Origin of the sequence: Pseudomonas sp. B6(2017) (genome assembly GCF_002112765.1) — a bacterium.
Taxonomy (GTDB): domain Bacteria; phylum Pseudomonadota; class Gammaproteobacteria; order Pseudomonadales; family Pseudomonadaceae; genus Aquipseudomonas; species Aquipseudomonas piscis.
Genome location: NZ_NEIQ01000010.1, coordinates 177,807 through 201,516 on the forward strand (window position 1 = coordinate 177,807; position 23,710 = coordinate 201,516).

General features: G+C 64.7%; 20 protein-coding genes. 10 read left to right on the plus strand and 10 right to left on the minus strand.

All coding sequences use genetic code 11. The features are described from left to right. Positions 1–3: 3 nt before the first annotated feature. The 5 genes from gcvP to CAG11_RS18705 all read left to right on the plus strand — a co-directional run bounded on the left by gcvP (position 4) and on the right by CAG11_RS18705 (position 6,691). Positions 4–2,853: an aminomethyl-transferring glycine dehydrogenase gene (gene gcvP, locus CAG11_RS18685; RefSeq protein ID WP_085597364.1), complete on the plus strand. Its 2,850-nt coding sequence runs from the start codon at positions 4–6 to the stop codon at positions 2,851–2,853. A 107-nt stretch (positions 2,854–2,960) separates the two neighbouring features. Continuing rightward, a complete protein-coding gene (locus CAG11_RS18690) occupies positions 2,961–4,337 on the plus strand; it encodes an L-serine ammonia-lyase (protein WP_022640465.1) in 1,377 nt (458 codons plus the stop codon). A gap of 39 nt (positions 4,338–4,376) precedes the next feature. After that, positions 4,377–5,501, plus strand: a complete 1,125-nt coding sequence (gene gcvT / locus CAG11_RS18695; protein ID WP_085597365.1) for a glycine cleavage system aminomethyltransferase GcvT — start codon at positions 4,377–4,379, stop codon at positions 5,499–5,501. 391 nt (positions 5,502–5,892) lie between these two features. Next, positions 5,893–6,105: a cold-shock protein gene (locus CAG11_RS18700; protein WP_007977299.1), complete on the plus strand. Its 213-nt coding sequence runs from the start codon at positions 5,893–5,895 to the stop codon at positions 6,103–6,105. Between the two features lie 97 nt (positions 6,106–6,202). Continuing rightward, positions 6,203–6,691 (plus strand): RDD family protein, encoded by a 489-nt coding sequence (locus tag CAG11_RS18705; protein WP_022640467.1) that lies wholly within the window; start codon positions 6,203–6,205, stop codon positions 6,689–6,691. A gap of 58 nt (positions 6,692–6,749) precedes the next feature. Here CAG11_RS18705 and nadA read toward each other — a convergent pair whose 3' ends face one another. After that, a complete protein-coding gene (nadA, locus tag CAG11_RS18710) occupies positions 6,750–7,808 on the minus strand; it encodes a quinolinate synthase NadA (RefSeq protein WP_085597366.1) in 1,059 nt (352 codons plus the stop codon). A gap of 261 nt (positions 7,809–8,069) precedes the next feature. Next, on the minus strand, positions 8,070–8,948 hold the full coding sequence (locus CAG11_RS18715) for a phytanoyl-CoA dioxygenase family protein (RefSeq protein WP_085597367.1): 879 nt from the start codon (positions 8,946–8,948) through the stop codon (positions 8,070–8,072). An 80-nt stretch (positions 8,949–9,028) separates the two neighbouring features. On the opposite strand from CAG11_RS18715, the gene CAG11_RS18720 reads away from it, so the two are divergent. After that, a complete protein-coding gene (locus tag CAG11_RS18720) occupies positions 9,029–10,054 on the plus strand; it encodes an AraC family transcriptional regulator (protein ID WP_085597368.1) in 1,026 nt (341 codons plus the stop codon). 62 nt (positions 10,055–10,116) lie between these two features. On the opposite strand, the gene add is transcribed toward CAG11_RS18720, so the two are convergent. Genes add through CAG11_RS18735 form a run of 3 tightly spaced genes read right to left on the minus strand, consistent with a single transcriptional unit; the run spans position 10,117 to position 13,579 of the window. Next, positions 10,117–11,133: an adenosine deaminase gene (gene add, locus CAG11_RS18725; protein WP_085597369.1), complete on the minus strand. Its 1,017-nt coding sequence runs from the start codon at positions 11,131–11,133 to the stop codon at positions 10,117–10,119. A gap of 4 nt (positions 11,134–11,137) precedes the next feature. Next, positions 11,138–12,460, minus strand: a complete 1,323-nt coding sequence (locus CAG11_RS18730) for an MFS transporter (RefSeq protein ID WP_085597370.1) — start codon at positions 12,458–12,460, stop codon at positions 11,138–11,140. A 33-nt stretch (positions 12,461–12,493) separates the two neighbouring features. Continuing rightward, positions 12,494–13,579: a hypothetical protein gene (locus CAG11_RS18735; protein ID WP_085597371.1), complete on the minus strand. Its 1,086-nt coding sequence runs from the start codon at positions 13,577–13,579 to the stop codon at positions 12,494–12,496. Between the two features lie 193 nt (positions 13,580–13,772). On the opposite strand from CAG11_RS18735, the gene CAG11_RS18740 reads away from it, so the two are divergent. Then, on the plus strand, positions 13,773–14,735 hold the full coding sequence (locus CAG11_RS18740) for a LysR family transcriptional regulator (protein ID WP_158091426.1): 963 nt from the start codon (positions 13,773–13,775) through the stop codon (positions 14,733–14,735). Positions 14,736–14,914: 179 nt separating this feature from the next. Here CAG11_RS18740 and CAG11_RS18745 read toward each other — a convergent pair whose 3' ends face one another. The 5 genes from CAG11_RS18745 to CAG11_RS18765 all read right to left on the minus strand — a co-directional run bounded on the left by CAG11_RS18745 (position 14,915) and on the right by CAG11_RS18765 (position 19,429). Next, positions 14,915–16,300: an NAD(P)/FAD-dependent oxidoreductase gene (locus CAG11_RS18745; protein WP_085597373.1), complete on the minus strand. Its 1,386-nt coding sequence runs from the start codon at positions 16,298–16,300 to the stop codon at positions 14,915–14,917. A 545-nt stretch (positions 16,301–16,845) separates the two neighbouring features. Next, positions 16,846–17,355: a hypothetical protein gene (locus CAG11_RS18750; RefSeq protein WP_085597374.1), complete on the minus strand. Its 510-nt coding sequence runs from the start codon at positions 17,353–17,355 to the stop codon at positions 16,846–16,848. A 21-nt stretch (positions 17,356–17,376) separates the two neighbouring features. Beyond that, positions 17,377–17,754 carry a DUF2750 domain-containing protein gene (locus CAG11_RS18755; protein ID WP_158091427.1) on the minus strand — a complete coding sequence of 126 codons (378 nt, stop codon included), beginning with the start codon at positions 17,752–17,754 and terminating at the stop codon, positions 17,377–17,379. Positions 17,755–17,810: 56 nt separating this feature from the next. Then, positions 17,811–18,317: a hypothetical protein gene (locus CAG11_RS18760; protein WP_143494626.1), complete on the minus strand. Its 507-nt coding sequence runs from the start codon at positions 18,315–18,317 to the stop codon at positions 17,811–17,813. A gap of 215 nt (positions 18,318–18,532) precedes the next feature. Then, the gene (locus tag CAG11_RS18765; RefSeq protein WP_085597377.1) at positions 18,533–19,429 is read right to left on the minus strand and encodes a LysR family transcriptional regulator; all 897 of its coding nucleotides are present in this window, start codon (positions 19,427–19,429) and stop codon (positions 18,533–18,535) included. Positions 19,430–19,541: 112 nt separating this feature from the next. On the opposite strand from CAG11_RS18765, the gene CAG11_RS18770 reads away from it, so the two are divergent. The 3 genes from CAG11_RS18770 to CAG11_RS18780 are packed head-to-tail and all read left to right on the plus strand — an operon-like array spanning position 19,542 to position 23,702. Continuing rightward, positions 19,542–21,008, plus strand: a complete 1,467-nt coding sequence (locus tag CAG11_RS18770) for an efflux transporter outer membrane subunit (protein ID WP_085597378.1) — start codon at positions 19,542–19,544, stop codon at positions 21,006–21,008. Next, complete coding sequence (locus CAG11_RS18775; RefSeq protein WP_085597379.1) at positions 21,001–22,179, plus strand: HlyD family efflux transporter periplasmic adaptor subunit; 1,179 nt, start codon at positions 21,001–21,003, stop codon at positions 22,177–22,179. The genes CAG11_RS18770 and CAG11_RS18775 overlap by 8 nt, the downstream gene beginning before the upstream one ends. Then, a complete protein-coding gene (locus tag CAG11_RS18780) occupies positions 22,176–23,702 on the plus strand; it encodes a DHA2 family efflux MFS transporter permease subunit (protein WP_085597380.1) in 1,527 nt (508 codons plus the stop codon). The genes CAG11_RS18775 and CAG11_RS18780 overlap by 4 nt, the downstream gene beginning before the upstream one ends. Positions 23,703–23,710: the final 8 nt, after the last annotated feature.

Here is a 23,710-nt window from a genome sequence, read left to right on the forward strand (position 1 = left end):
GTGATGACCGTCAACCTCACCACCGCCAACGAATTCATCAGCCGCCATATCGGTCCGCGCCAGGACGACGAGCAAGCCATGCTCAACCGCCTGGGCTTCGACTCCCTGGAAGCCCTGAGCGCCAGCGTGATCCCCGAGAGCATCAAGGGCACCAGCGTGCTGGAACTCGGCGCCGGCCAGAGCGAAGCCCAGGCCCTGGCTTCGATCAAGGCCATCGCCGCCAACAACCAGCTGTTCAAGACCTACATCGGCCAGGGCTACTACAGCTGCCATACGCCTTCGCCGATCCTGCGCAACCTGCTGGAAAACCCGGCCTGGTACACCGCCTATACCCCATACCAGCCAGAGATCTCCCAAGGCCGCCTGGAAGCCCTGCTGAACTTCCAGACCCTGATCAGCGACCTGACCGGCCTGCCGATCGCCAACGCATCCTTGCTCGACGAAGGCACCGCCGCCGCAGAGGCCATGACCTTCTGCAAGCGCCTGAGCAAGAACAAGGGCAGCCATGCCTTCTTCGCCTCCGTGCATTGCCACCCGCAGACCCTGGACGTACTGCGCACCCGCGCCGAACCCCTGGGCATCGAAGTGGTGGTGGGCGACGAACGCCAGCTGACCGATGTCAGCCCGTTCTTCGGCGCCCTGCTGCAATACCCGGCCAGCAACGGCGACCTGTTCGACTACCGTGAGCTGGCCGAACGTTTCCATGGGGCCAATGCCCTGGTGGCCGTGGCCGCCGACCTGCTGGCCCTGACCCTGTTGACCCCGCCGGGCGAATTCGGCGCCGACGTAGCCATCGGCAGCGCCCAGCGCTTTGGCGTGCCACTGGGCTTCGGTGGTCCGCACGCGGCCTATTTCTCCACCCGCGATGCGTTCAAGCGCGACATGCCCGGCCGCTTGGTCGGCGTCTCGGTGGACCGTTTCGGCAAGCCGGCGCTGCGCCTGGCCATGCAGACCCGCGAGCAGCACATCCGTCGCGAGAAGGCCACCAGCAACATCTGCACCGCCCAGGTCCTGCTGGCCAACATCGCCAGCATGTATGCCGTGTACCACGGCCCCAAGGGCCTGGTGCAGATCGCCCAGCGCATCCACCAGCTGACCGCGATCCTGGCCCAGGGCCTGGTGCAACTCGGCCTGACCCCGGAACAGCAGGACTTCTTCGATACCCTGAGCCTGCACACCGGCGCCCGCACTGGCGCATTGCATGAACAAGCGCGTGCGCAGCGCATCAACCTCCGGGTGATCGACGCCGAGCGCCTGGGCCTGTCCCTGGACGAGACCTGCTCCCAGGCCGACGTCGAAACCCTGTGGCAGCTGCTGGCCGAAGGCAAGCCGGTACCGGACTTCGCCAGTGTGGCCCAGGCCGTCTCCAGCCGCATTCCAGCGGCGCTGGTACGCCAGTCGGCGATCCTCAGCCATCCGGTGTTCAACCGCTACCATTCGGAAACCGAGCTGATGCGCTACCTGCGCAAGCTGGCGGACAAGGACCTGGCCCTGGATCGCACCATGATCCCGCTGGGCTCGTGCACCATGAAGCTCAACGCCGCCAGCGAGATGATCCCGATCACCTGGGCCGAGTTCGGCGCGTTGCACCCCTTCGCCCCGACCGAGCAAAGCGCCGGCTACCAGCAACTGACCGACGAACTGGAGGCGATGCTCTGCGCCGCCACGGGCTATGACGCCGTGTCGCTGCAGCCCAACGCCGGCTCCCAGGGCGAGTACGCCGGCCTGCTGGCGATCCGTGCCTATCACCAGAGCCGTGGTGAAGGCCGTCGCGATATCTGCCTGATTCCATCCTCGGCCCACGGCACCAACCCGGCTACCGCCAACATGGCCGGCATGCGCGTGGTGGTCACTGCCTGCGACGCCCGGGGCAACGTGGATATCGAGGACCTGCGAGCCAAGGCCATCGAGCACCGTGAGCACCTGGCCGCGCTGATGATCACCTACCCATCGACCCACGGCGTGTTCGAGGAAGGCATTCGCGAGATCTGCGGCATCATTCATGACAACGGCGGCCAGGTGTACATCGACGGCGCCAACATGAACGCCATGGTCGGCCTCTGCGCCCCGGGCAAGTTCGGCGGCGACGTGTCCCACCTGAACCTGCACAAGACTTTCTGCATTCCCCATGGCGGTGGCGGCCCTGGTGTCGGCCCGATCGGCGTCAAGTCGCACCTGGCGCCGTTCATGCCGGGCCACGCGGTGCTGGACAACAAGCAGGGAGCCGTCAGCGCCGCACCGTTCGGCAGCGCCAGCATCCTGCCGATCACCTGGATGTACATCCGCATGATGGGCGGTGCCGGGCTCAAGCGTGCCTCGCAATTGGCAATCCTCAACGCCAACTACATCGCCCGGCGCCTGGAAGAGCACTATCCCGTGCTCTATACCGGTAGCAACGGCCTGGTGGCCCACGAGTGCATCCTCGACCTGCGTCCACTCAAGGACAGCAGCGGCATCAGCGTCGACGACGTGGCCAAGCGCCTGATCGACTTCGGCTTCCACGCCCCGACCATGTCGTTCCCGGTGGCCGGCACGCTGATGATCGAGCCGACCGAAAGCGAGTCCAAGGAAGAACTGGATCGTTTCTGCGACGCCATGATCCGCATCCGCGAAGAGATCCGCGCCGTGGAGAACGGCACCCTGGACAAGGACGACAACCCGCTCAAGAACGCTCCGCACACTGCGGCGGAACTGGTTGGCGAGTGGACGCACCCGTACAGCCGCGAGCAGGCGGTGTACCCGGTGGCGTCGCTGGTCGAAGGCAAGTACTGGCCACCGGTGGGCCGGGTCGACAACGTGTTCGGCGACCGCAACCTGGTGTGCGCCTGCCCGTCGATCGAAAACTACGCTTAAGGCAGCCACAAGCTAATAGCCTCAAGCTGCAAGCAAGAGTTGCCCGACTTCTGACTTGCAGCTTGCGGCTTACAGCTGCCGCTATAACAAGAAACCGGAGAACCAACATGTCCCTGAGCGTGTTCGACCTGTTCAAGATTGGCATCGGCCCCTCCAGCTCCCACACCGTCGGCCCGATGCGCGCAGCCGCGCGCTTCGTCGAGGGCTTGCGCCGTGAACAGCTGCTAGCCGCCACCGCCAGCGTCAAGGTCGAGCTGTATGGCTCGCTGGGCGCCACCGGCAAGGGCCACGGCAGCGACAAGGCCGTGCTGCTGGGCCTGGAAGGCGAACACCCGGACACCGTGGATACCGAAAGCATCGGTGCTCGCCTGCAAGCGATACGCAGCAGCGCAAGCATCAACCTGCTCGGCGAACAGCGCATCGCGTTCAACGAGAAAGAACACCTGGCGCTGATCCGCAAGCCCCTGCCCTATCACCCCAACGGCATGATCTTCCGTGCCTTCGATAGCGCCGGATTGCAGATCCGCAGCCGCGAGTACTACTCCGTGGGCGGTGGTTTCGTCGTCGATGAAGACGCCGCCGGCGCCGACCGCATCGTCGAGGACGCCACGCCACTGACCTTTCCGTTCAAGACCGCCCGGGAACTGATGCAGCATTGCAGCACCTACGGCCTGTCCATCAGCCAGGTGATGCTGGGCAACGAAAGCGCCTGGCGCCCGGAAGCCCAGACCCGCGAGGGCCTGCTGAAGATCTGGCAGGTGATGCAGGATTGCGTGGATGCCGGCTGCCGGCATGAAGGGATATTGCCGGGCGGGCTCAAGGTCAAGCGCCGGGCCCCGGCCCTGTACCGGCAGTTGTGCAAACACCCGGAAGCCGCGCTGCGCGATGCGCTGTCGGTACTGGATTGGGTCAACCTCTACGCCCTGGCGGTCAACGAGGAAAACGCCAATGGCGGTCGGGTGGTCACCGCCCCCACCAACGGCGCGGCCGGCATCATCCCCGCGGTCCTGCACTACTACATGCGCTTCATTCCCGGGGCCAACGAGGACGGGGTGGTGCGTTTTCTCCTGACTGCCGCCGCCATCGGCATCCTGTACAAGGAAAACGCCTCGATCTCCGGCGCCGAAGTCGGCTGCCAGGGTGAAGTGGGCGTGGCTTGCTCGATGGCCGCCGGTGCCCTGTGCGAAGTCCTGGGCGGCAGCGTGCAGCAAGTGGAGAACGCCGCGGAAATCGGCATGGAACACAACCTCGGGCTGACCTGCGATCCCATCGGCGGGCTGGTGCAGGTGCCCTGCATCGAGCGCAACGCCATGGGTTCGGTGAAAGCCATCAACGCGGTGCGCATGGCCTTGCGCGGAGACGGGCAGCATTTCGTGTCCCTGGACAAGGTCATCCGCACCATGCGCCAGACCGGCGCCGACATGAAAAGCAAATACAAGGAGACCGCCCGTGGCGGTCTGGCCGTGAACATCATCGAGTGCTGATACCCACGCTTGGTATCGGTCCATTTTTCAGGAGTCGCCATGTCCACCGAAACACTGTTGAAAACCCCATTGCACAGCCTGCACCTGGAACTCGGCGCGCGCATGGTGCCGTTCGCCGGCTACGACATGCCGGTGCAGTACCCATTGGGCGTGATGAAGGAGCACCAGCACAGCCGCGAGCAGGCCGGGCTGTTCGATGTATCCCACATGGGCCAGATCCTGCTGCGCGGCGCCAACGCCGCCAAGGCCCTGGAGACCCTGGTGCCGGTGGACATCATCGACCTGCCGGTGGGCATGCAGCGCTACGCCATGTTCACCAATGAACAAGGCGGCATTCTCGACGACCTGATGGTGGCCAACCTGGGCGACGAGCAACTGTTCCTGGTGGTCAACGCCGCCTGCAAGGACCAGGACCTGGCCCACCTGCGCCGGCACATTGGCGAGCAGTGCGAGATCCAGCCGCTGTTCGAGGAGCGTGCCCTGCTGGCCCTGCAAGGCCCGGCGGCAGTCAGCGTGCTGGCGCGCCTGGCGCCGCAAGTGGCGCAGATGACCTTCATGCAGTTCAAGCCGGTGACGCTGCTGGGCGTCGACTGCTTCGTCAGCCGTTCAGGCTACACCGGCGAAGACGGCTTCGAAATCTCGATCCCCACGGCCCAGGCCGAGAAGATCGCCCGCGCCCTGCTGGCCGAACCGGAAGTGGCCCCGATCGGCCTCGGCGCCCGCGACTCGCTGCGCCTGGAAGCCGGCCTGTGCCTCTATGGCCATGACATGAACGAACAGACCACGCCGATCCAGGCCAGCCTGCTCTGGGCCATCTCCAAGGCCCGTCGGGCCGATGGTCCGCGGGCGGGTGGCTTCCCCGGCGCCGCAGTGATCTTCGCCCAGCAGCAGGAGGGCGTGGCGCGCAAGCGTGTCGGCCTGCTGCCCCAGGAACGCACGCCGGTTCGCGAAGGTGCGGAAATCGTCGATGCCGACGGCAATATCATCGGTAGCGTCTGCAGCGGCGGTTTCGGCCCGACCCTGGGCGGCCCGCTGGCCATGGGTTACCTGGATATCCGGTACACGGCGCTCGACACGCAGGTTTGCGCAATAGTTCGTGGGAAAAAGGTGCCAATGCTTGTAAGCAAAATGCCATTCGTGCCCCAACGCTACTATCGCGGCTAAACGACTGTTTCTATAAGTAACGCGGTTGCGTTAGAAGTGCACTAATCTGTAACGCAACCGCCATAAAACAGTGCATATTTTCGATACTGAAAGGCACTTATAACGCTCGAAAACAATTGAACAACTCTATCGAATAAGCCGTGCACGCTAGTTCCGCCAAACCTCGGCAAGCTGTGTAAAACCGGGGCTTCGCGGGGCTTGTTTTTTCTCCCGTAGTTGGCGTAGAGTCTCCCCACTGTGTTTGCATGGGTCGCTTGGAATCGTGACCTGGGCAGTAGCTAACAAGTTTGCTACACCCGTTCGACGTCTCTTACTTTCCTGCAACCCAGCCCAGTACTCTTCCCCAGGGAAGAGACTGTCATTAATTTTTTAGCGTCAAAGGAAATAAGAAATGTCCCAACGTCAGAGCGGTACCGTCAAGTGGTTTAACGACGAGAAAGGTTTTGGTTTTATCACTCCAGAGAGCGGTCCGGATCTGTTCGTACACTTCCGCGCCATTCAAGGTAACGGCTTCAAGAGCCTGAAAGAAGGCCAGAAAGTGACCTTCATCGCTGTGCAAGGCCAGAAAGGCATGCAGGCTGACGAAGTACAAGCAGAAGCTTAATCGTCTGCAACGAAAAAGCCCCTGATGCTGACATCAGGGGCTTTTTTGTGCGCGCAAATCCGTAAAATGGCTTCTTTTTTCCAGATGAGAGCCTGTCATGCCCAAACACCTGCTAAGCCCCCAGGGCGAATTCCCCGCCGCCGGCCTGGGCCGTCGCCTGGCAGCGATGTTCTATGACTTCCTGCTATGTGTCGCCCTGCTGATCGTCACGGGCGGCATCTACAAGCTGATCCAGATGCAGATCATTGGCGAAGCCAAGATGCGCGCCCTGACCGAGTCCGGGGCCCTGGATGGCGACCCGCTGTACTCCACGGTCCTGCTGTTCGTGCTGTTCGGTTTCTTCGCCAAGTTCTGGACCCACTCCGGGCAGACCCTGGGCATGCAGGTCTGGGGCATTCGGGTGCAGAACGCCGACGGCAGCCGTATCAGCCTGTGGCAGGCGCTGCTGCGCTTCATGGTGTCCATCGCTTCCTGGCTGTGTGCCGGCCTGGGCTTTTTCTGGGTGCTGCTGGACAAGCAGAAACGCAGCTGGCACGACATCTATTCCAACACCCAGTTGGTGCGCATCCCCAAGCGGAAGAAATGATTCGCCCCCAATGAAAAACGCCCCGACAGATCGGGGCGTTTTTTTGCCGGGACAAGCTTCAGGCGTTGCCAGCCAGCTTCATCCGCGCGGCCTGGGTGAAATCCAGCATGCGCTTGAGCGGGCGGATAGCGTTGGGGATCAGCGCCGGGTCCACATGGATCTCGTTGCTGCCCTGCTGCAGGCAATGCAGGGTGCGCTCCAGGGTGTTCATGGCCATCCACGGGCAGTGGGCGCAACTGCGGCAGGCCGCGCCATTGCCGGCAGTAGGGGCCTCGATGAACACCTTGTCCGGGCACAGCTGCTGCATCTTGTAGAAGATGCCGCGGTCGGTGGCGACGATGAAGGTCTTGTTCGGCAGGCGCTGCGCCGCAGCGATCAGCTGGCTGGTGGAACCCACCGCATCGGCCAGTTCGATCACTGAGCTGGGCGACTCCGGATGCACCAGGATCGCCGCATCCGGATACAGCGCCCGCATGTCTTCCAACTGCTTGGACTTGAACTCTTCGTGGACGATGCAGGCACCGTCCCACAACAGCATGTCGGCACCGGTCTGGCGCTGGATGTAGGTGCCCAGGTGCTTGTCGGGCCCCCAGATGATCTTCTCGCCGTTGTCCATCAGGCTCTCGACGATCTCCAGGGCACAGCTGGAAGTCACCACCCAGTCGGCCCGGGCCTTCACCGCCGCGGAGGTGTTGGCATAGACCACCACGGTGCGCTCGGGATGCTGGTCGCAGAATGCCGAGAACTCATCCACCGGGCACCCCAGGTCCAGGGAGCAGGTGGCGTCCAGGGTCGGCATGAGCACGCGTTTTTCGGGGTTGAGGATCTTCGCCGTCTCGCCCATGAAACGCACTCCGGCCACCACCACGGTCTTGGCCGGATGGGCATTGCCGAAGCGGGCCATTTCCAGGGAGTCGGAAACACAGCCACCGGTCTCTTCGGCCAGGGCCTGGATCACCGGATCGCAATAGAAGTGGGCAACCAGCACCGCGTCCTGGGCCTTGAGCTCAGCCGCGATGGCGGTACGGAAATGGGCTTCTTGCTCGGCACTCAACGGTACGGGTTGCTTGGCGTCGAGGTGGGCTTGAACCAGAAGGCGTTCGGAAATTTGCGTCATGTTCGCAAGACCTGCAGGCGCTTGGGCGCGAAAGTCGAGTATACCACCGGCTCCGGACCGCTCAGGGCCCCGCCGGGAGAGTGGATGCATCAGGCACGGACAACGTTGGAGCCGCGCAAGGCTACAGAATATCCCGGGTATTCAAAAGCTTATTCTGCCCGGTGCCTGCCCTTCACCACCCGAGCCGACTGACGGCCAAGCCCTCCAGCAGGCCCGATGCGCGAGCGCTCCGGGCCCTGGCTGGCAGGGCATGCTCGAACCTCAGTCGATGCCTTGCTCGGAAGACTCTTCCAGGACCCGCTTGGGGTGCATGCCGTTGACCATGCCCATGAACGGCGCATGGATCGAATACCCCAGCAGGCGCTGGATATGCTCGCTGCACTGGCGCACGGTATGGCGGGGAATGGACAGGCTGAAGTTCTCTTGCTGGCGCGCCCAGGGTTCGCAGTACTGCGCGGTCAAGGCCAGGCGCGGTGCCGTGCTGCGATTGGCCCCACCGCCATGCCAGAGAGTACCGAGGAACAACACCAGCGATCCCCTGGGCATCACCACTGGCCGCGCCGCTGCACGCTCGGCCGCAGTGGGCAGGCGCGCGTCCCACAGGTGGCTGCCGGGAATCACCAGGGTCGCGCCGTTCTGCTCGGTGAAATCGTCGATGGCCATCACCGTCGCCGCGCCATAGGGCGGACGCGGGCGAGCCATGGGATAGAAGGCATCGTCGTAGTGCAGGCTCTGGGCGACCTCCCCCGGCAGGATATTGATGGCCTGCAACTGGGAAAGCAGGTAATTGGGCGCCAGGATTCGATCCAGCAAGCCCAGCACCAGGGGATGCTCCACCAGCGGGTTGCAGGCCAGGGTCTTGGCGATCACCGCATACAGGCGCTGGGTCCGCAAGCCTTCGAAGGCATTGCGGCCGGTATGGGGCGACAACTGCGCCAGCAGTTCTTCGCGCATGCGGGTAACCTGCTGCTCATCGAACAACCGTTCGAGCACCACGAAACCATCACGCAGCAGATCCTCCAGGAGCGAGTCCAGGCGCTGCGCCGGCACGGGCTCCTGGGTGCCGGCGGTCGAGGGATAGGTTCTGGCATAGCCGCTGCTCATGAAGTCATGCTGCTCGGGCAAGGTCTTGTCAGTCATCGCTGCACTCCCGGGTGGTAGGTCGCATCAATGTGCAAGACTAGAGGAGCCATCGCCAATGACGCTTTGCCTCAACTGACATGACCGACTGGATCGTTGCCCCGACCATCCCCGCGCGCTTCGCCCGCGAAATGCTGGCCCAGCTACGCCTCGAGCCACCGGCCCTGGCTGCGCTGTTGCAGCGCAGCGGCTTGTCGGCGCAAGTGCTGCGTGACGGGCAACGCATCGCCCCACGGCACTACCGGGCCTTGAGTCGCCTGGCCGTGGGTAGCGGCCATGACGAGGCCTTCGGTTTCTTCGCCCGCCCGGTGCCCCCGGGCAGCTTCGCGCAATTGTTGCGGCTACTGGTGCACCTGCCGACCCTGGCCGATGCCTTCGACGAAGCGGCGCGCTTCTATCGGCTGTTCGACGACTCGCTGCCCTGGCACCTGGAAAAGGACCACAAGAGCGCCCGCCTGGTACTGACTCCACGGACCGCAATCCAGGCCGATTCCGCCTTGTGGCCGCACATGCTGTTGCTCGCCCTCTGGCACACCGGCAGCTGGCTGGCGGGCCAGACCCTGGCGCTGCGCCAGGTGGTCCTGCCCGAGGCCCTCGTCGGCTTCGCCGCCCAAACCCGCTTCCTGTTCGGGCGCCAACCCCTGTGCGGCACGCAGGCCCTGCTGGAGCTGCCCGCGGCGAGCCTGCGAGCGCCACTCCTGCGGCGCCCCGAGGAGGCCGCGCGTTTTGCCCGTCACTTGCTGCAAACCCTGCTCTCCCCCGGCCAGGCGGCCAGTTTCGAAGCTCATCTGCGCGGCTTGCTCAGTGTCGCCGACCCCTTTGCCGGCCTCTCCGAACCCCAGGCCGCCGAGGCCCTGGGCATGTCGCGGCAAACCCTGGCGCGCAAGCTGGCGGAACTGGGCACCAGCTTCCTTGGCATCCGCGATGACCTGCGGCGCGACCTCGCTTGCAGCCTGCTGGTGCGCGGTTCGATGAGCGTCGCGGACCTGGCGCAGTTGCTCGGCTATTCCGAACCCAGCGCTTTCCAGCGTGCCTTCAAGCAATGGACCGGCCTGCCACCCGGCGCCTACCGCGGCGGCAAGCGCACAGCGGCTGACGACGACTGATCACCAGGCCCGGGAACGCAGTCCCGGCGCCTCGGATGATCGGCGCCTGGCCACCCTCCCCCCTACCAAGCGTCCACGTAATCGGTGATTTGCCGCAGGTACGCAGCTTTCCTGTCGGCCGGCAACCAGCTGACCTCGAAGGAATTGCGCGCCAGTTGCACCATCTCGGCGGGGGTCATCGAGTAGCTCTGCGCCAGGGCGAACATGTCGTCGGACACATAGCTCTGGAAGTACGCCGGATCATCGGAATTGACCGTGACCTTCACCCCGGCCCGCAGCAATTGCAGGATCTCATTGCCCTTCATGTCGCCGACGAAACCATTGGACACCGGGCAGCAGGTCAGGCCGATGCCCTTGTCCCGCACATACGCCACCAGTTCCTGGTCCTCGACGATGTTGGTGCCGTGATCCAGGCGATCGACCTGGATATCCAGCAAGGCCTGGCGAATGTTGCCGATGGAATTGTGCTGGTCGATGTCGCAATGCATGGTCAGGTGGAAACCCGCCTGCCTGGCCTTTTCGAAGACCTCCTTGAATTTCCCCGGCGGGTTGCCGTTCTCGTCGGAATCCAGGCCGATGCCCAGGATCTGCTCGCGGTACGGCAGGGCCTGTTCCAGGGTATCGGCGGCCGATTGCGCGGACATGTCCCGCAAAAAGCACATGACCAGGGCGCTTTCCACGCCAAGGGCGGGGCTCTCGCGGACGGCCCGGTGATAGCCGTCGATCACGGTCGCGAAAGCAATGCCACGGCTGGTGTGGGCCTGGGGATCGAAGAACAGCTCGACATAGCGGACATTGTGTTCCCGGGCCTTGTGCAGGTAGGCCATGGCCAGTTGGTAGAAGTCCTCCTCCTGCTGCAGGACGTTCATCGCCGGGTAGTACACCTGCAGGAACGACGACAGCGAATCGAACCTGTAGCTGCGCTTGATCTCCTCGATGGTGCCCTGGCCGATATCGATCCGGTTGCGCTGCGCCAGGGCCAGCTTCAACTCGGGCTCCAGCGTCCCTTCCAGGTGCAGGTGCAATTCAGCCTTCGGCAAGCCTTTGACGAAGTCGTGGGTAATGGTGGTCGGTAGCATCGGGTCAGCCTCCTGTTTTTATTGTCACGTCGGATCCCGCACTTGCGGGTTCGCCCTCGCCACCGATCGGCTGGTGGACCAGGGTGTAGTAGGCCAGGGCCGCCACACAGGCCACGCAGGCCGCCAAGACGAAAGCCAGGGCAATGGAATGAGTACGGTCGATGATCCAGCCGCTCACCACGGGGGCGAAGGAGCCGCCGAAAAAGCCGACGAGGTTCTGGATGCTGCCCAGCGAGGCCACGAGCTGGCGCGGTGCGGCCACGCTCACCAGCCCCCAGGCAGAGCCTCCGGCCAGGTTGACGAAGAACATCGCCAGCGAGAGGCAGGCGATGCAGGCGACGATGCTATCCACGAACACCGAGGGCACGCTGAACAAGGCGCCGCCCAGTAGCCCGACGATCAACGGCAACTTCCTGCTGGCGATCGGCCTGGCCCCGGCGGCGATCAGTCGATCGGCCAGCCACCCGCTGCTGAACATGCCCAGGGTCGCGAACAGATAAGGAACGGTCAGTGCCCAGCCGGTGCCCGCCACGCTCAGCTGGCGTTCGCCGGCCAGGTAACCGGGCAGCCACGCCAAGGTCAGCAGCACCATGTACGTGACGCCGATGAAACCCAGGGCGATGCCCCAGGTGGTGCGGTGCCGGAACAGCCCCTTCCAGTCGGCGAAGCTGGCCTGGGACGCTGGGGTATCGGCCGTGCTGGCGACCTGGAAACAGTCCAGGTCTGCGCAGGTGCACTGCGTTGGCTGGCGATCGCGGTACAACACCAGCCACACCAGCGCCAGCAGGCCACCCACCAGGCCCATGATGACGAACATCCCACGCCAGCCGAAAGCCAGCATCAGGCCGGTCAAGAGCGGCGGCGCGATCATCGAGCCCAGGGTGGTGGAAGCCAGGAACGCGCCGGTGGGCAGGCCGCGCTCGCTCACCGGGAACCAGTCGCTGATCACCTTGACCCCGCCGGTGTATTGCGGTGACTCGCCAACGCCCAGGCAGACCCGCGCCACCAGCAACTGCAACATCGAGGTGGCCAGGCCACAGACCGCCTGGGCGGCCGACCATGCCGCCAGGGCCCAACCGAGCACCAGCCGCGCGCCCTTGCGATCCACCAGGGCACCGCTGGGCAACTGCGCAAAGGCATAGGCCCAGGAGAAGGCCGAGAAGATCCAGCCCATCTGCGTGGCGGACAGCGACAGGTCGGCGCTCAACAAATGGTTGGCGATCGCCACCGTGCTCCTGTCGAAATAATTGACGATGCCCATCAGCATCAGCAGCACCACCGCCGTCCACTGCGAGCGGCGCAGGTGCCGGGTCTTGGCATGGCTCATCACGATGACTCCCAAGCGTCGCGACAGCCTGGACTAGGCGGCCCGCTCACCGATGTAGGACGGCTTGATCCGTGGCCAGACCTGGACGGTGAGCCGGTCGATTTCCAGGGAGAACTCCTGGTGCAACGTCCTCTTGGCGCCAGCGTCCAGCCAACAGGCATCGACCCCGGCCAGGGCCAGTTGGCGAGCCTGGTGGATGCCCCAGCCGCAGTGGCTGAACAGCTTGGTCCAGGAATGCTCGAGGTCGGTGTGGTGCAGGTAGGGATCGTCGGTGCCGATGTTCAGGCGCAGGCCGGCATCGTGCATCAGCTTGATCGCGTCCATGCGGTTGCCCAGGTTGCTTTTCTTGGCGGTGCACACGGTGACATTGAAGGCGATGCCCTGCTCCCGCGCCGCGATTACCGCTTCCGGGTCGGCCAGCAGGTTGTAGCCATGGTCGACACGATCGCAGGCCAGGGCCTCGATGCAGGTCCGCAGGTGAGTGGGCGGTGCCAGCGCCAGGGGCTGGTTGTCCTCGCAGACATGGGCAGTGCGCCGCAGGCCATGGCGCGCAGCCAGCTGGTAGGCCTCGATGAACCGTTGCGGCGGGCCCTTGCCCTCGGCGAAGTCCATGCCGATGCCGGCCACTTCGTCACGTCGATGCTCCAGCACTTGCTCGACCATGGCCCGGGCCACCCCTGCCGGACGTTCGCGGTCGATACAGGGAACCAGCAAGCTGGAAATGGCGAAATCGCGCCGGGCGGCGTGCATGCCATCGACCAGGCCATCCACCACCACGGGATAACGCACCTGGTTATCGAGGAACACCGTGGGGTTGAACGACAGCTCCAGGTGCCGGCAATTGCCCTTGCGCTGGGCGTCTTCCAACAGTTCGTAGGCCACCCGGGCAAAATCCTCCCGGTCCACCAGGCACTGCCCGGCCAGGCGCAGGAGCTTCAAAAAGCCCGGAAAGTCCCGGTACTGGTAGATCTGCCGGGCATCCCCGGCGGGCAAAGACAGGCCATGCTTGCGCCCCAGGGCAGCGAGAGTGTCCGGGCGAATGGCGCCCAGCAGGTGGATATGCAAGTCGGTCTTGGGAATACGCCGCAGGAAATCACCCAGCACAGGATCTTGAATCATGGTCGAGCGCCCCTCTGATCATTATTGTTGTTCTGTCATCCAGCAGGCTCTGGCGGGCCAGTGGCCACGGCTTGGTGTTTCGAGTATATGCCGGCAAATCAATGGAAAAAGTTGTTAATTCTGCATGTTCATTAGATTTTCATTAATGAGCTGGCAGACTCTCCGACAGTCCTTCGCGCCAGGAATACCCCCCATGAATTCCAAGGAAACCAGTGGCGTCTCCAAGCGCCTGCTCGCTGCCCTGTCGTTGCGCCACCTGCACTACTTCGCCACCCTCAGCCGGGTCCTGCACTTTCGCCTGGCCGCCGAGGAACTGGCCCTGACCGCCTCCGCCCTGAGCACCTCGATCAAGGAGACCGAACGCCTGATCGGCGCCCAGTTGTTCATTCGCAAAGGCCACCAGGTCACCCTCTCGGAGATCGGCGCGGCGATCCTGCCCATCGCCGAGCACCTGCTGAACACCGCGGGCAATGCCGTGGCCGACATGGTCCACATCAGCCAGGAACGCCAGCAGACCATCCGCATCGGCCTGGTTCCGTCGGTGGCCCACCGAATCCTGCCCAAGCTCCAGGAGCTGCAACGACAACATGCCGACCTGCGTTTCGACTTCATCGACCTGCCCACCCGGGCGCTGATCAATGATGTGCGCAGCGCCAAGGTGGACTTCGGCATCGGTGCCGGCGATGCGACGGCCGCATTGCCCATGCACCGCTTGCTGGTCGACGAACTGGTGGTGGTGGTGCGCCAGGACGATCCGCTATGTGCCGCCCGTAGCGCGAGCTGGGCCCAGCTCGATAACCGGCCGGTGGCGCACTTCCTGCTGGGCAGCGTCGCCGACCTGGCGCTGGGTTCGCCCAAGGCCCAGGAAGTCATCGTCAAGGCGGCGTACCGGGTCTCCTTCACCGAAACCCTGTACAGCCTGATCCGCGCCGGATTCTGTGTCGGCATCGTGCCTCGCCTGACCGCAGAAGGCCTGCTGTGCAACGAGCTGACCTGGCTGCCCATCGTCAAGCCGCGGATCCAACGTGACATCGTGCTGTTCGAAACCAGCCACGGGCCACGCACCCCCGCGGTCGCCACCTGCCTGGCCTTTCTCAAGGCCCAGGCTTGCCAGGCCGCCGAGGAACCTGCCGCGGATACTTCAGGAGCGCACTGAACATGCACCACTGCTTGACCAACGATCCGCAGCTACAAGCTGCGCTGGCGCTCCTCAAGCAAGTACTCGGCCCCTGGGGCAACTGATGGACGACTGGTCCGACAAGCAGGCCCAGGCAGGACAGCTGGCCCGGGTCTTGCGCGAACGAATCGGCGAACTGCCCTGAGCCGCCGGCAGGTTCAGACCGGCTCGCCCAGCACCCGACGCGCCTCGCGCCAGCCCGATAGCAGCGCGCCATGGACCGTCGCGCTGTAGTCCGGATGGGTAGCCTCCCCGGCGAACAGCAAGGTATTGCCGACCGGGGCCGCAAGATCCTGGCGGTCGGACGGCCGCGCCCCGACCTGGGGAAAGGAATAACTGCCGCGGGCAAAGGGATCCGCATGCCAGCGAGTGATGTGCATATCGCTCGGCAGCGGGATCGAGGAACCGAACATCTGGCGCAGGTGGGCCATGGCGTCGTCCTGGATCTCCTGGTTCGACATGCCTTCGAGCAACCGGGCCGGGGTGCCGCCATGCAGGGCGCAGAGCACGGGTTTCTTGGCGTAGTGGTTCAAGGGGTACCAGTTGGCCCACAGGCCCTTGTCGGTATTCAACTGGCTGATGATCGCGGCCTGGCCCCAGAACACCTCCGGGAACAGGAACACCGCCTTGTTGTAGACCCCCATGCCCAGGCGCTCGATGGCACCGCGCTTGGCCACAGGCAGTGCCGGCGAGAACGTGACTCCGCCTTCCTTGAGTACTCCCAGGGGCAAGGTGACGATCGCGATATCCCCCGCCAGCTCGCCATGGCTGGTAACCACGCGCACGCCCGATGGGTCATGCCGGATGCCGGTGACCCGATGGTTGAAGCGAATCTCCAGGCCTTCGGCCAACCGGTCCACCAGTTGTCCGTAGCCCTTGGGAAAGATCACTTCATGGCCATCGAAGCCACTGCCTTCCTGCAACCCCCAGGCAGCGATGTCCTGCGGGTCGGCGGCGAGCCCGTCCTCCAGTTCGCGACTGAACAGCTCCATGACCGTGGCCTTCTCGGCCTGCGTACCGGCCAACCCGGCGAGTACCTGCAGCATTTCATCCCGTGCATTGCGCTCCGGCGCGGCGCCTTGCACTTTGCGCCCGAGGAGCTTGTTCGCCTGGTCCTGAAGTTGCGTGAGCCACTCCAGCTCCTTGCTGCCCAGCTTGCGTCCATCGGCGTCGTAGACCAGGTTCGACGCAGGTCTTTCCACGTCATACACCACGGTCTGGATCCCCAACTGCCGGGCCAGGTTGGCGACCGGGTTGCCATCGACGCCATGGATCCAGGAGGCCCCCAGGTCCACCGGAGTATCCCGCCAACTGCGATTGGTCCATATCCGCCCACCGACCCGGTCACGGCCCTCGATCACCGTCACACGATGACCGGCCGCATGCAGCATCCTGGCGGCGGCCAGCCCGGAAATACCGGCACCGATCACCAGGACGCTCTTGGCAGCGGGAGCTGGCGCGCCCCTGGCAATGACTGGAGCCACCAATGGCGATGCCGCAAGCAGGCTCAACTTGATCAGGGTTCTACGAGAAAAATCAGGCATGGTCCAAACTCCAGGATTGAACAATCCGAATGGTCCAGCCTTGTACCATGCAGAAACTTGTATTCATTGGGCCTCGAGGTCCCATGCTCCACGCAGCAGACTTATCGAGGCTTCAAACAATAGCCGGCAACTTGCAACTACCCGACCGGAAGCACAGCAGAACCCAGCCTGAACTTCCCCATCTGGTTAACTCAATATCTACTTGATATCAAAAAGCAGTATGACTGCACGTACCAGACCAACCATAAGCGCTATTTCATTGGCGTCGGCCTTCAACCAGCAACTTGCATCGGGGCTCATAAGAACCTCATCGAAGTTAAATCTTGGTAAAAAATCGATAAACCCCGGCATATCGCCGCAGCACTTGTTCGAACATGTCGGAATTGCAATGAAAGCCGCGGGCTATTGAGCCCGCTACATTAACAATCAGGAAAAGTGATATCTGTAAATATAAGTAAGAACAAGCTCGTTCATATTCACAGGATGCGCGAACAGGCCAGCCCATATCCTCGTTCATCGACGCGGGTGGACAGCGAGTACCAGGCTCAACGGACCACGGTCGCCCAATCGCTGTACTGTGCCGCGTGGACCCGATCGGACTCCTGCAACTGTCGCTCCCGGGCGTAGACCGGGTCTGCCGCGATCTGCCGCTCCTGGGCCGGGCTCAGGGCGATGCCATGGTCGATCCCCGCCTGCTCGAGGAATGCCTGGGCGGCCAGATAATCATGCAGGTCGATGATCGATGCCTGGGCACACTCCAGGCTCGCCTCCTGCCCCTCCTCGAAGTACAGCAACAGGTCCGAGAAGGCATACAGGTACAGGTTGCCCAGCACCTGGGCGCCACTGGCATCCTGCTCGTCCACCACCACGGCATCTAGCTCCGCTTCCAGGCCTTCGCAGTCCGGCGACGCCCCTCCACCCAGGCAGATCCAGGCCTGGTCGAGAAAGTCCCGGCAGAACCCGGGAACCGCCAGCGGCTGCGGCAATTGGAGGCTTGCCAGTCGATCAAGGGACTTCAAGACGACGTACAGCTGGATGCGCTCTTGTGCTTGCATAAAATCTCTTCGCTCCCGGGCTTACTGATACTGATCCAGCTCGTCGTGGATCAAGCCTGCCAGGTCATCGGGGCTGATGAGTACTCCTGGATGCGTCGGCACGGGGAATACCTGGCAGGCGCGGTTGTCCGCCTGCAACCCCGGCAACCATCTGCCACGAAACTCGTCGAGGGCGATAGGCCGCGCGCTAAAACCAGCCCAGGCGCCGGTGGCGCAGGACTCGGCCAGCGCGGCCTCGGGCCAGAAGGGCACGGCCTCGCCAGCATCGCAAGCCGAGGTGGCCCATCCGCTGTCGTAGAGTCCCCATGCCTGCTCGAAATCCACCAGCTTGCGCACGAAATAGTCGAGCCGCTCCTCGGGCCCCAGGGCCAGGAGATTGCGCAATTTGCGCTCATGCATTCCAGGCACCTGCCGCGAACTGTCGAAGGGGCATCGCCGATATCCGGGCTGGCAGGTCATTGGCCATTGCTGGCCACCACTGGCACACAGTGCTGCTGGTTGTCCCAACGCAGTCGCGCGATCGAGCGCGGATCGTCCTGCTCGCCGCACTCCAGAAGCTCCAGCAGGCTCGAACACCAGGCAAGCTCATGGGCGATTTCCTGCTCCAGCGGTTCATCCAGCACATCGATGGCCTCGAGCACCTTGCCGACGGCCCAGCGAGCCTTGTCAGGTTCGCCCGAAAGCAGGTACTCGATGCAGTAGCAAGTACCGATCACCGCGCACTGGGCCTGGTCGGCCAACTCGTCGCTGAAGTCCCGGGTATCCGGGATCGCCTCGTACAACCGCTGGTGCAGCGCCTGCAACGGCAAGCCGTGCCAGCGACCGACCTGCTGGAACAGCAGCTCCAGCACCTCGGCATTGACGTCCGTGCCCGAACGGTACTTCTCGGAAAAAGCCCGGTAGACCGGCACCAGCCGCTTTGCAGCCAGCAGGCAGAACAACCCGGCTTGCGCCCTGGGCATGCCCTGCAGCCTTCCATGGTCGAACATCATTGCAGCCACTCTCCCGCTCAAGCTTCCAATTCCAGGCGCCCCGCGATCAGCGGCAGGGGCGCGCCATGGTAGACAACCCAGCGCCCTTCCCGAAACCCTGACGGAATCTCTTGGCGACTTGCACGGAGGCCATATCGGCCCTCTGCCTAAGCGCCAGGACCAACCAGCGGCAAGCCGCGCCCCGTTCAACTGCTGGAACACTCCTGCACTTGCTGGCGCAACCAGCGATGCACCTGGTCGTTGTTCACCCGTGGGTGCCAGGCCTGGGAGAACTCGCCGCTGGGGGTTACCACCGGCAGGGTGAAGATGCTCAGCGGCAGCAGCGGCAAGGACCATTCGACGAAACGCCGGGGAATCACCGCCACCAGCTCCGAGGTGCTGGCCAACTGCATGGCCGCCTGGAAGCCGGGCACCACCAGCGGTACCTTGCGTTGCAGGCCGATCTTCTCCAGCTCCAGGTCCAGCGGCCCGCGGGTTCGCCCCCGACGCGAGACCGACAGGTGCGGATAGGACACCAGGTCCTGGGCACTGACATGGGCCAGGCGAGCCAGCGGATGCTGGTTGTTGACCACCCCGACGAAGCTGTCGATGTACAAGCGCTGCTTGTACACCTCGGGGCCCAGCGGCCCGGCGATGCCGATGTCCAGATCGCTCAAGCCATCGCGCAGGGCAGCGACATCCTCGTTGCCCTGGGACATGAAGCGCAGGGTGACATGGGGCGCCTGCTCGGCGACCCGCTGGCTCAGGCGCAAGGCCCAGGCACCGGTGAAACCGTCCTCGGCGCGCAGGGTGAACACCCGCTTGATGGTGCCCAGGTTGAGCTGCTGCTTGTTGCCCAGGACATTGCGCGCGTCTTCCAGCAGGTCATGGACCTGAGGCGCCAGCTCCAGGGCCAGCGGCGTGGGCACCAGGCGCCGCCCCGCCAGGACGAACAGCGGATCGCCCATGGTCTCGCGCAGGTTGGCCAAGCGCCGGCTCATGGCCGGGATGCTCAGGTTCATGCGTTCGGCGGCGCCGGTGACGCTGCCTTCGCGCAGCATCGCGTCGAAGGTCAAGAGCAGGTTGAGGTCGGGGAAGTTCATCGTGGCGTCTCGTTTGCATTTGGTGCAAATCTAAACTCCGTTATTTGCAATTTTCAATACACCTGAGCCTCTCTAGCATCCCGTCACAACCTAATCGTTCAAGGACGTTGTGATGGCTCCTTATCGTTTGCTCCAGTCTGCAACCCTGCTGGGCCTGCTACTGACGCTGCCGGCCTGCATCAGCCCCGGGCACACGCCCGAACCGCCCAAGCTGCTGTCCGCCGACGCCCTCGCGGCCGGCCAGGACCTCACCCTGGCCACCACCCGGAGACCGGCCAGCGACCACGACCTGTGGTGGCGAACCTTCCAGGACCCGGACCTGGATCGCCTGCTCGACGCGGCCCTGGACCATTCGCCCAGCCTGGCTCTCGCCAGTGCGCGCATCAGCCGGGCCGAGGCCGAGGCCAACGTCGCCCAGGCCAATACCCGGCCCGGCCTGTCGGCCATGACCCAGATCCTGCGCAGCCAGGATTCCGAGCACTACAAGACCAGCGCCAGCGAATCCGGCACCTGGCATAGCGACGGCCAGGCATTGCTGCAAGGTCGCTACAACCTCGACCTCTGGGGCCTGAACCGCGCGTTGAACGAAGCGGCGGTGGGTAGCCTGCGGGCCGCCGAGGCCGACCGCGCGGTGGCGCGCCTGGCCCTGAGCGGCAGCCTGGTGGAAACCTGGTTCGCCCTGGCCGGCGTGCTGGAGCAGCAGGCCGTGGTCGACCAGGCCCTGGAGCAGCGGCGCAGCATCTACCGCATCAGCGAACAACGCTTGCAGTCCGGATTGGGCACCCAGGTCGACGTGGTCCGTGCCCGCGGCCCCATCCCTTTGCTCGAGGCCGAGCAGGCCCGGCTGCAGGGTGCTGCCCGCGTGTATCAACTGCGCCTGGCGGCCCTGGCCGGCAAGGGACCGGGCTGGGGCGAACAATGGCGGCCTCGCGGCACGGACCTGCGACGCAGCGTGGTATTGCCCGGGCAGCTGCCAGCCGACCTGGTGGGCAACCGCCCGGACGTCATCGCCCAGCGCTGGCGCGTCGAAGCCCAGGCCCAGCGCATTGGCGCGGCACGCGCGGCGTTCTACCCGAACATCGACCTGCTGGCCTTCGCCGGATTCCAGAGTTTCAGCTTCCAGGACTTGTTCCGCCACGACAGCCGCACCTACGGCGTCGGCCCGGCGCTGACCCTGCCGATCTTCGATGCCGGCCGCCTGCGCGGCCAGTACCAGGCCCAACAGGCCGGCTATGCCGAGGCCGTGGCGAACTACAACCAGGTGCTGGTGGATGCCCTGGCCGACGTCGCCCGCTATCTCTCGCAACTGCAGGCCCTGGAGGGCCAGCGGGTGAAGACCGTGCAGGGCCTGGACGAAGCCGAACGGGCCTATGACCTGGAATACCTGCGCTACCGCCAGAGCCTCACCGACTTCCTGCATGTGCTCGACGCCCAGGCCCGGGTGCTCGATGCCCGCATGCAACTGGTCCAGCTCAAGACCGCAGCGCAACAGAACCACGCCGGCCTGTTGCGTGCCTTGGGCGGCCGGACCGAAACCGACAAGAACGTCACCCGACTTGCAGAGACTTCCCATGACTGACGCCTCCCCAACCCCGACCCCGGCCAAGTCGCGCCGTGGCCTGAACTTCCTGATCATCACCCTGGTGGCCCTGGCCCTGATCCTCGTGGCCGGTGCCTGGTGGCTGCTCTACGGCCGCCTCTACGAAAGCACCGACAACGCCTACGTGCGCGGCGACGTGATCCTGGTCTCGGCCCAGGCCCGCGGTACCGCTACTGCAGTGCACATCCAGAACACCGACACGGTGAAGGCCGGCGACGCCCTGGTGGAGATCGACCCGGTCGACGCCCGCCTGGGCCTGGATGCCGCGACCCATCAACTGGCCCTGACCGTGCGTGCGGTCAACAGCCTGTATGCCGAGGAAAACGACCTGGCGGCCCAGGTCAAGTTGCGCCAGGCCGAGGCCAGCCGCGCCAGCCAGGACCTGCAGCGGCGACGCGCGGTGATCGCCCAGGGCGGGGTCTCCGGCGAAGACCTGCACCACGCCGAGGAAGCGGCGCAGGTGGCCCAGTCCGGAGTGCGCGCCGCCGAGGCCAGGCTGGCGGCCCTGCAGGCACGGATTCAGGGGACCACGGTGGAAAATCATCCGCAGGTTGGCGCGGCGGCCGAACGGGTACGCGAGGCCTACCTGGCCCTGGCCCGGACCAAGGTTCCCGCGCCAGCCGATGGCCTGATCACCAAGCGTGCCGTGCAAGTGGGCCAGCACATCGAGCCTGGCACCGTGCTGATGGGGCTGGTGCCATTGGACAAGGTCTGGGTGGAAGCCAACTTCAAGGAGTCGCAGCTGGGGCAGATCAAGGTCGGCCAGGCGGTGGAACTGTTCGCCGACCTGTATGGCCAAAAAGTGACGTACCACGGGCGCATCCAGGGCATCGAGGCCGGCAGCGGCGCCGCCTTCGCCACCATCCCGGCGCAGAACGCCACCGGCAACTGGATCAAGGTGGTGCAACGGGTGCCGGTGCGTATCGCCCTGGACCGCGAGGAAGTGCTGCGCCACCCACTGCGCATCGGCCTGTCGATGACCGTCAAGGCGATCCTCGGTGAACCCGGGGAACAGTCCGCGCAAGCCAAGGTGCAAGACAGCACCGGGGTCTACGACAACCTCGAGCAGGGTAGCCAGGCGCTGGTCGAGCAGATCATCGCGCAGAACCTGCAAGCGTCGAAACTCAGCCTGTCGAGGAACGAACGATGATCGCCAAGCGTCCCATCGAACCACTGAGCGGCGGCACGCTGTTCCTGGGCGCGCTGGCGATCGGCATGGCCAACTTCATGATGGTGCTCGACACCACCATCGCCAACGTCGCGGTGCCGACCATCTCCGGCAACCTCGGCGTGGCCCCCGACCAGGGCACCTGGGTGCTGACTTCGTTCAGCATTTCCCTGGCCATCGGCCTGCCCTTGACCGGCTGGCTGGTGCAGCGCTTCGGCCAGGTCAGGCTGTTCATGACCGCGGTCGCCCTGTTCGTGCTGGCCTCGGTGTGCTGCGCCCTGGCGCCGAACCTTGGTTCGCTGCTGCTGTTCCGGATCTTCCAGGGAGCGGTGTGCGGCCCCCTGGCCCCGTTGTCCCAGGCCCTGCTGGTGGCGATCTTCCCGCCTGAACGACGCACCTCGGCGCTGGTGGTGTGGTCGATGACCACCTTCCTCGGGCCGGTGTGCGGCCCGATCCTGGGTGGCTACCTGACCGACAACATCAGTTGGCCGTGGATCTTCTACATCAACGTGCCGGTCGGGGCGTTCATCCTGCTGACCCTCGGCCAGGTCCTGCATGGCCGGGACAACCCGACCCGCAAGCTGCCGGTGGATGTGGTCGGCTTGCTGCTGCTGATGGTCGCGGTCGGTTCGCTGCAGATCCTCCTCGACAAGGGCCAGGACCTGGACTGGTTCGCCTCCACGCCGATCCGCGTACTCGCGGTGGTGGCGGTGCTGGGTTTTGCGTCATTGATCAGCTGGGAACTGACCGAGCAGCATCCGATACTCGACCTGCGCCTGTTCAAGGAGCGCAACTACGCCATCGGCACCCTGTGCGTGACCCTGGGCTTTTCCCTGTACTTCGCCTCGCTGGTGCTGGTGCCGCTGTGGCTGCAGACGGAGATGGGCTACACCGCGACCTGGGCCGGGATCGCCACCGCGCCGCTGGGGATCGCCGGGGTGGTGCTGGCGCCCTTCATCGGGCGGCTGATGCAGCACCTGGATGCGCGGATGCTGGCGAGCATGGCCTTCATCTGCTGGATCGGCGCCTCGTTGTGGCGCATGGGCTTCGAGACCGGCCTGGACATCCAGTTCATCGGTTGGAACTCGGTGCTGATGGGCGCCGGCACGGCCTTCCTGTTCACCCCGCTGGTGGCCATTTCGCTGTCGCGCCTGCCATCGGAAAAGATCCCCGCGGCCCTTGGCTTGCAGAACGCCCTGCGCATGACCGGCGCCAGCTTCGCCGTGTCCCTCGGCCCGGCGTTCTGGGACCACCGGGCCCGCGGCCACCAGGTCGACCTGGCCGAACGCATGAGCCCTTTCGATCACTGGAGCGGCCAGGCCCGGGCCAACCTCGACAGCCTCGGCCTGTCACCCGAGGGCGCCCTGGAATGGCTGGGCCGGGCCATCGATCGGCAGGCCCACATGTTGGCGCTCAACGACTTCTCGCTGGCCAGCGCATGGCTGTTCTTCGCCGTGCTCGGCATCGTCTGGCTGGCTCATTCACCCAAGGCGAAAGCCAAGTAGATCCGGAG

Coding starts and splice junctions, on each gene's coding strand:
- gcvP (WP_085597364.1), top strand. CDS start 4: ATGACCGTCAACCTCACCACCGCCAACGAATTCATCAGCCGCCATATC.
- CAG11_RS18690 (WP_022640465.1), top strand. CDS start 2,961: ATGTCCCTGAGCGTGTTCGACCTGTTCAAGATTGGCATCGGCCCCTCC.
- gcvT (WP_085597365.1), top strand. CDS start 4,377: ATGTCCACCGAAACACTGTTGAAAACCCCATTGCACAGCCTGCACCTG.
- CAG11_RS18700 (WP_007977299.1), top strand. CDS start 5,893: ATGTCCCAACGTCAGAGCGGTACCGTCAAGTGGTTTAACGACGAGAAA.
- CAG11_RS18705 (WP_022640467.1), top strand. CDS start 6,203: ATGCCCAAACACCTGCTAAGCCCCCAGGGCGAATTCCCCGCCGCCGGC.
- nadA (WP_085597366.1), bottom strand. CDS start 7,808: ATGACGCAAATTTCCGAACGCCTTCTGGTTCAAGCCCACCTCGACGCC.
- CAG11_RS18715 (WP_085597367.1), bottom strand. CDS start 8,948: ATGACTGACAAGACCTTGCCCGAGCAGCATGACTTCATGAGCAGCGGC.
- CAG11_RS18720 (WP_085597368.1), top strand. CDS start 9,029: ATGACCGACTGGATCGTTGCCCCGACCATCCCCGCGCGCTTCGCCCGC.
- add (WP_085597369.1), bottom strand. CDS start 11,133: ATGCTACCGACCACCATTACCCACGACTTCGTCAAAGGCTTGCCGAAG.
- CAG11_RS18730 (WP_085597370.1), bottom strand. CDS start 12,460: ATGAGCCATGCCAAGACCCGGCACCTGCGCCGCTCGCAGTGGACGGCG.
- CAG11_RS18735 (WP_085597371.1), bottom strand. CDS start 13,579: ATGATTCAAGATCCTGTGCTGGGTGATTTCCTGCGGCGTATTCCCAAG.
- CAG11_RS18740 (WP_158091426.1), top strand. CDS start 13,773: ATGAATTCCAAGGAAACCAGTGGCGTCTCCAAGCGCCTGCTCGCTGCC.
- CAG11_RS18745 (WP_085597373.1), bottom strand. CDS start 16,300: ATGCCTGATTTTTCTCGTAGAACCCTGATCAAGTTGAGCCTGCTTGCG.
- CAG11_RS18750 (WP_085597374.1), bottom strand. CDS start 17,355: ATGCAAGCACAAGAGCGCATCCAGCTGTACGTCGTCTTGAAGTCCCTT.
- CAG11_RS18755 (WP_158091427.1), bottom strand. CDS start 17,754: ATGCATGAGCGCAAATTGCGCAATCTCCTGGCCCTGGGGCCCGAGGAG.
- CAG11_RS18760 (WP_143494626.1), bottom strand. CDS start 18,317: ATGCCCAGGGCGCAAGCCGGGTTGTTCTGCCTGCTGGCTGCAAAGCGG.
- CAG11_RS18765 (WP_085597377.1), bottom strand. CDS start 19,429: ATGAACTTCCCCGACCTCAACCTGCTCTTGACCTTCGACGCGATGCTG.
- CAG11_RS18770 (WP_085597378.1), top strand. CDS start 19,542: ATGGCTCCTTATCGTTTGCTCCAGTCTGCAACCCTGCTGGGCCTGCTA.
- CAG11_RS18775 (WP_085597379.1), top strand. CDS start 21,001: ATGACTGACGCCTCCCCAACCCCGACCCCGGCCAAGTCGCGCCGTGGC.
- CAG11_RS18780 (WP_085597380.1), top strand. CDS start 22,176: ATGATCGCCAAGCGTCCCATCGAACCACTGAGCGGCGGCACGCTGTTC.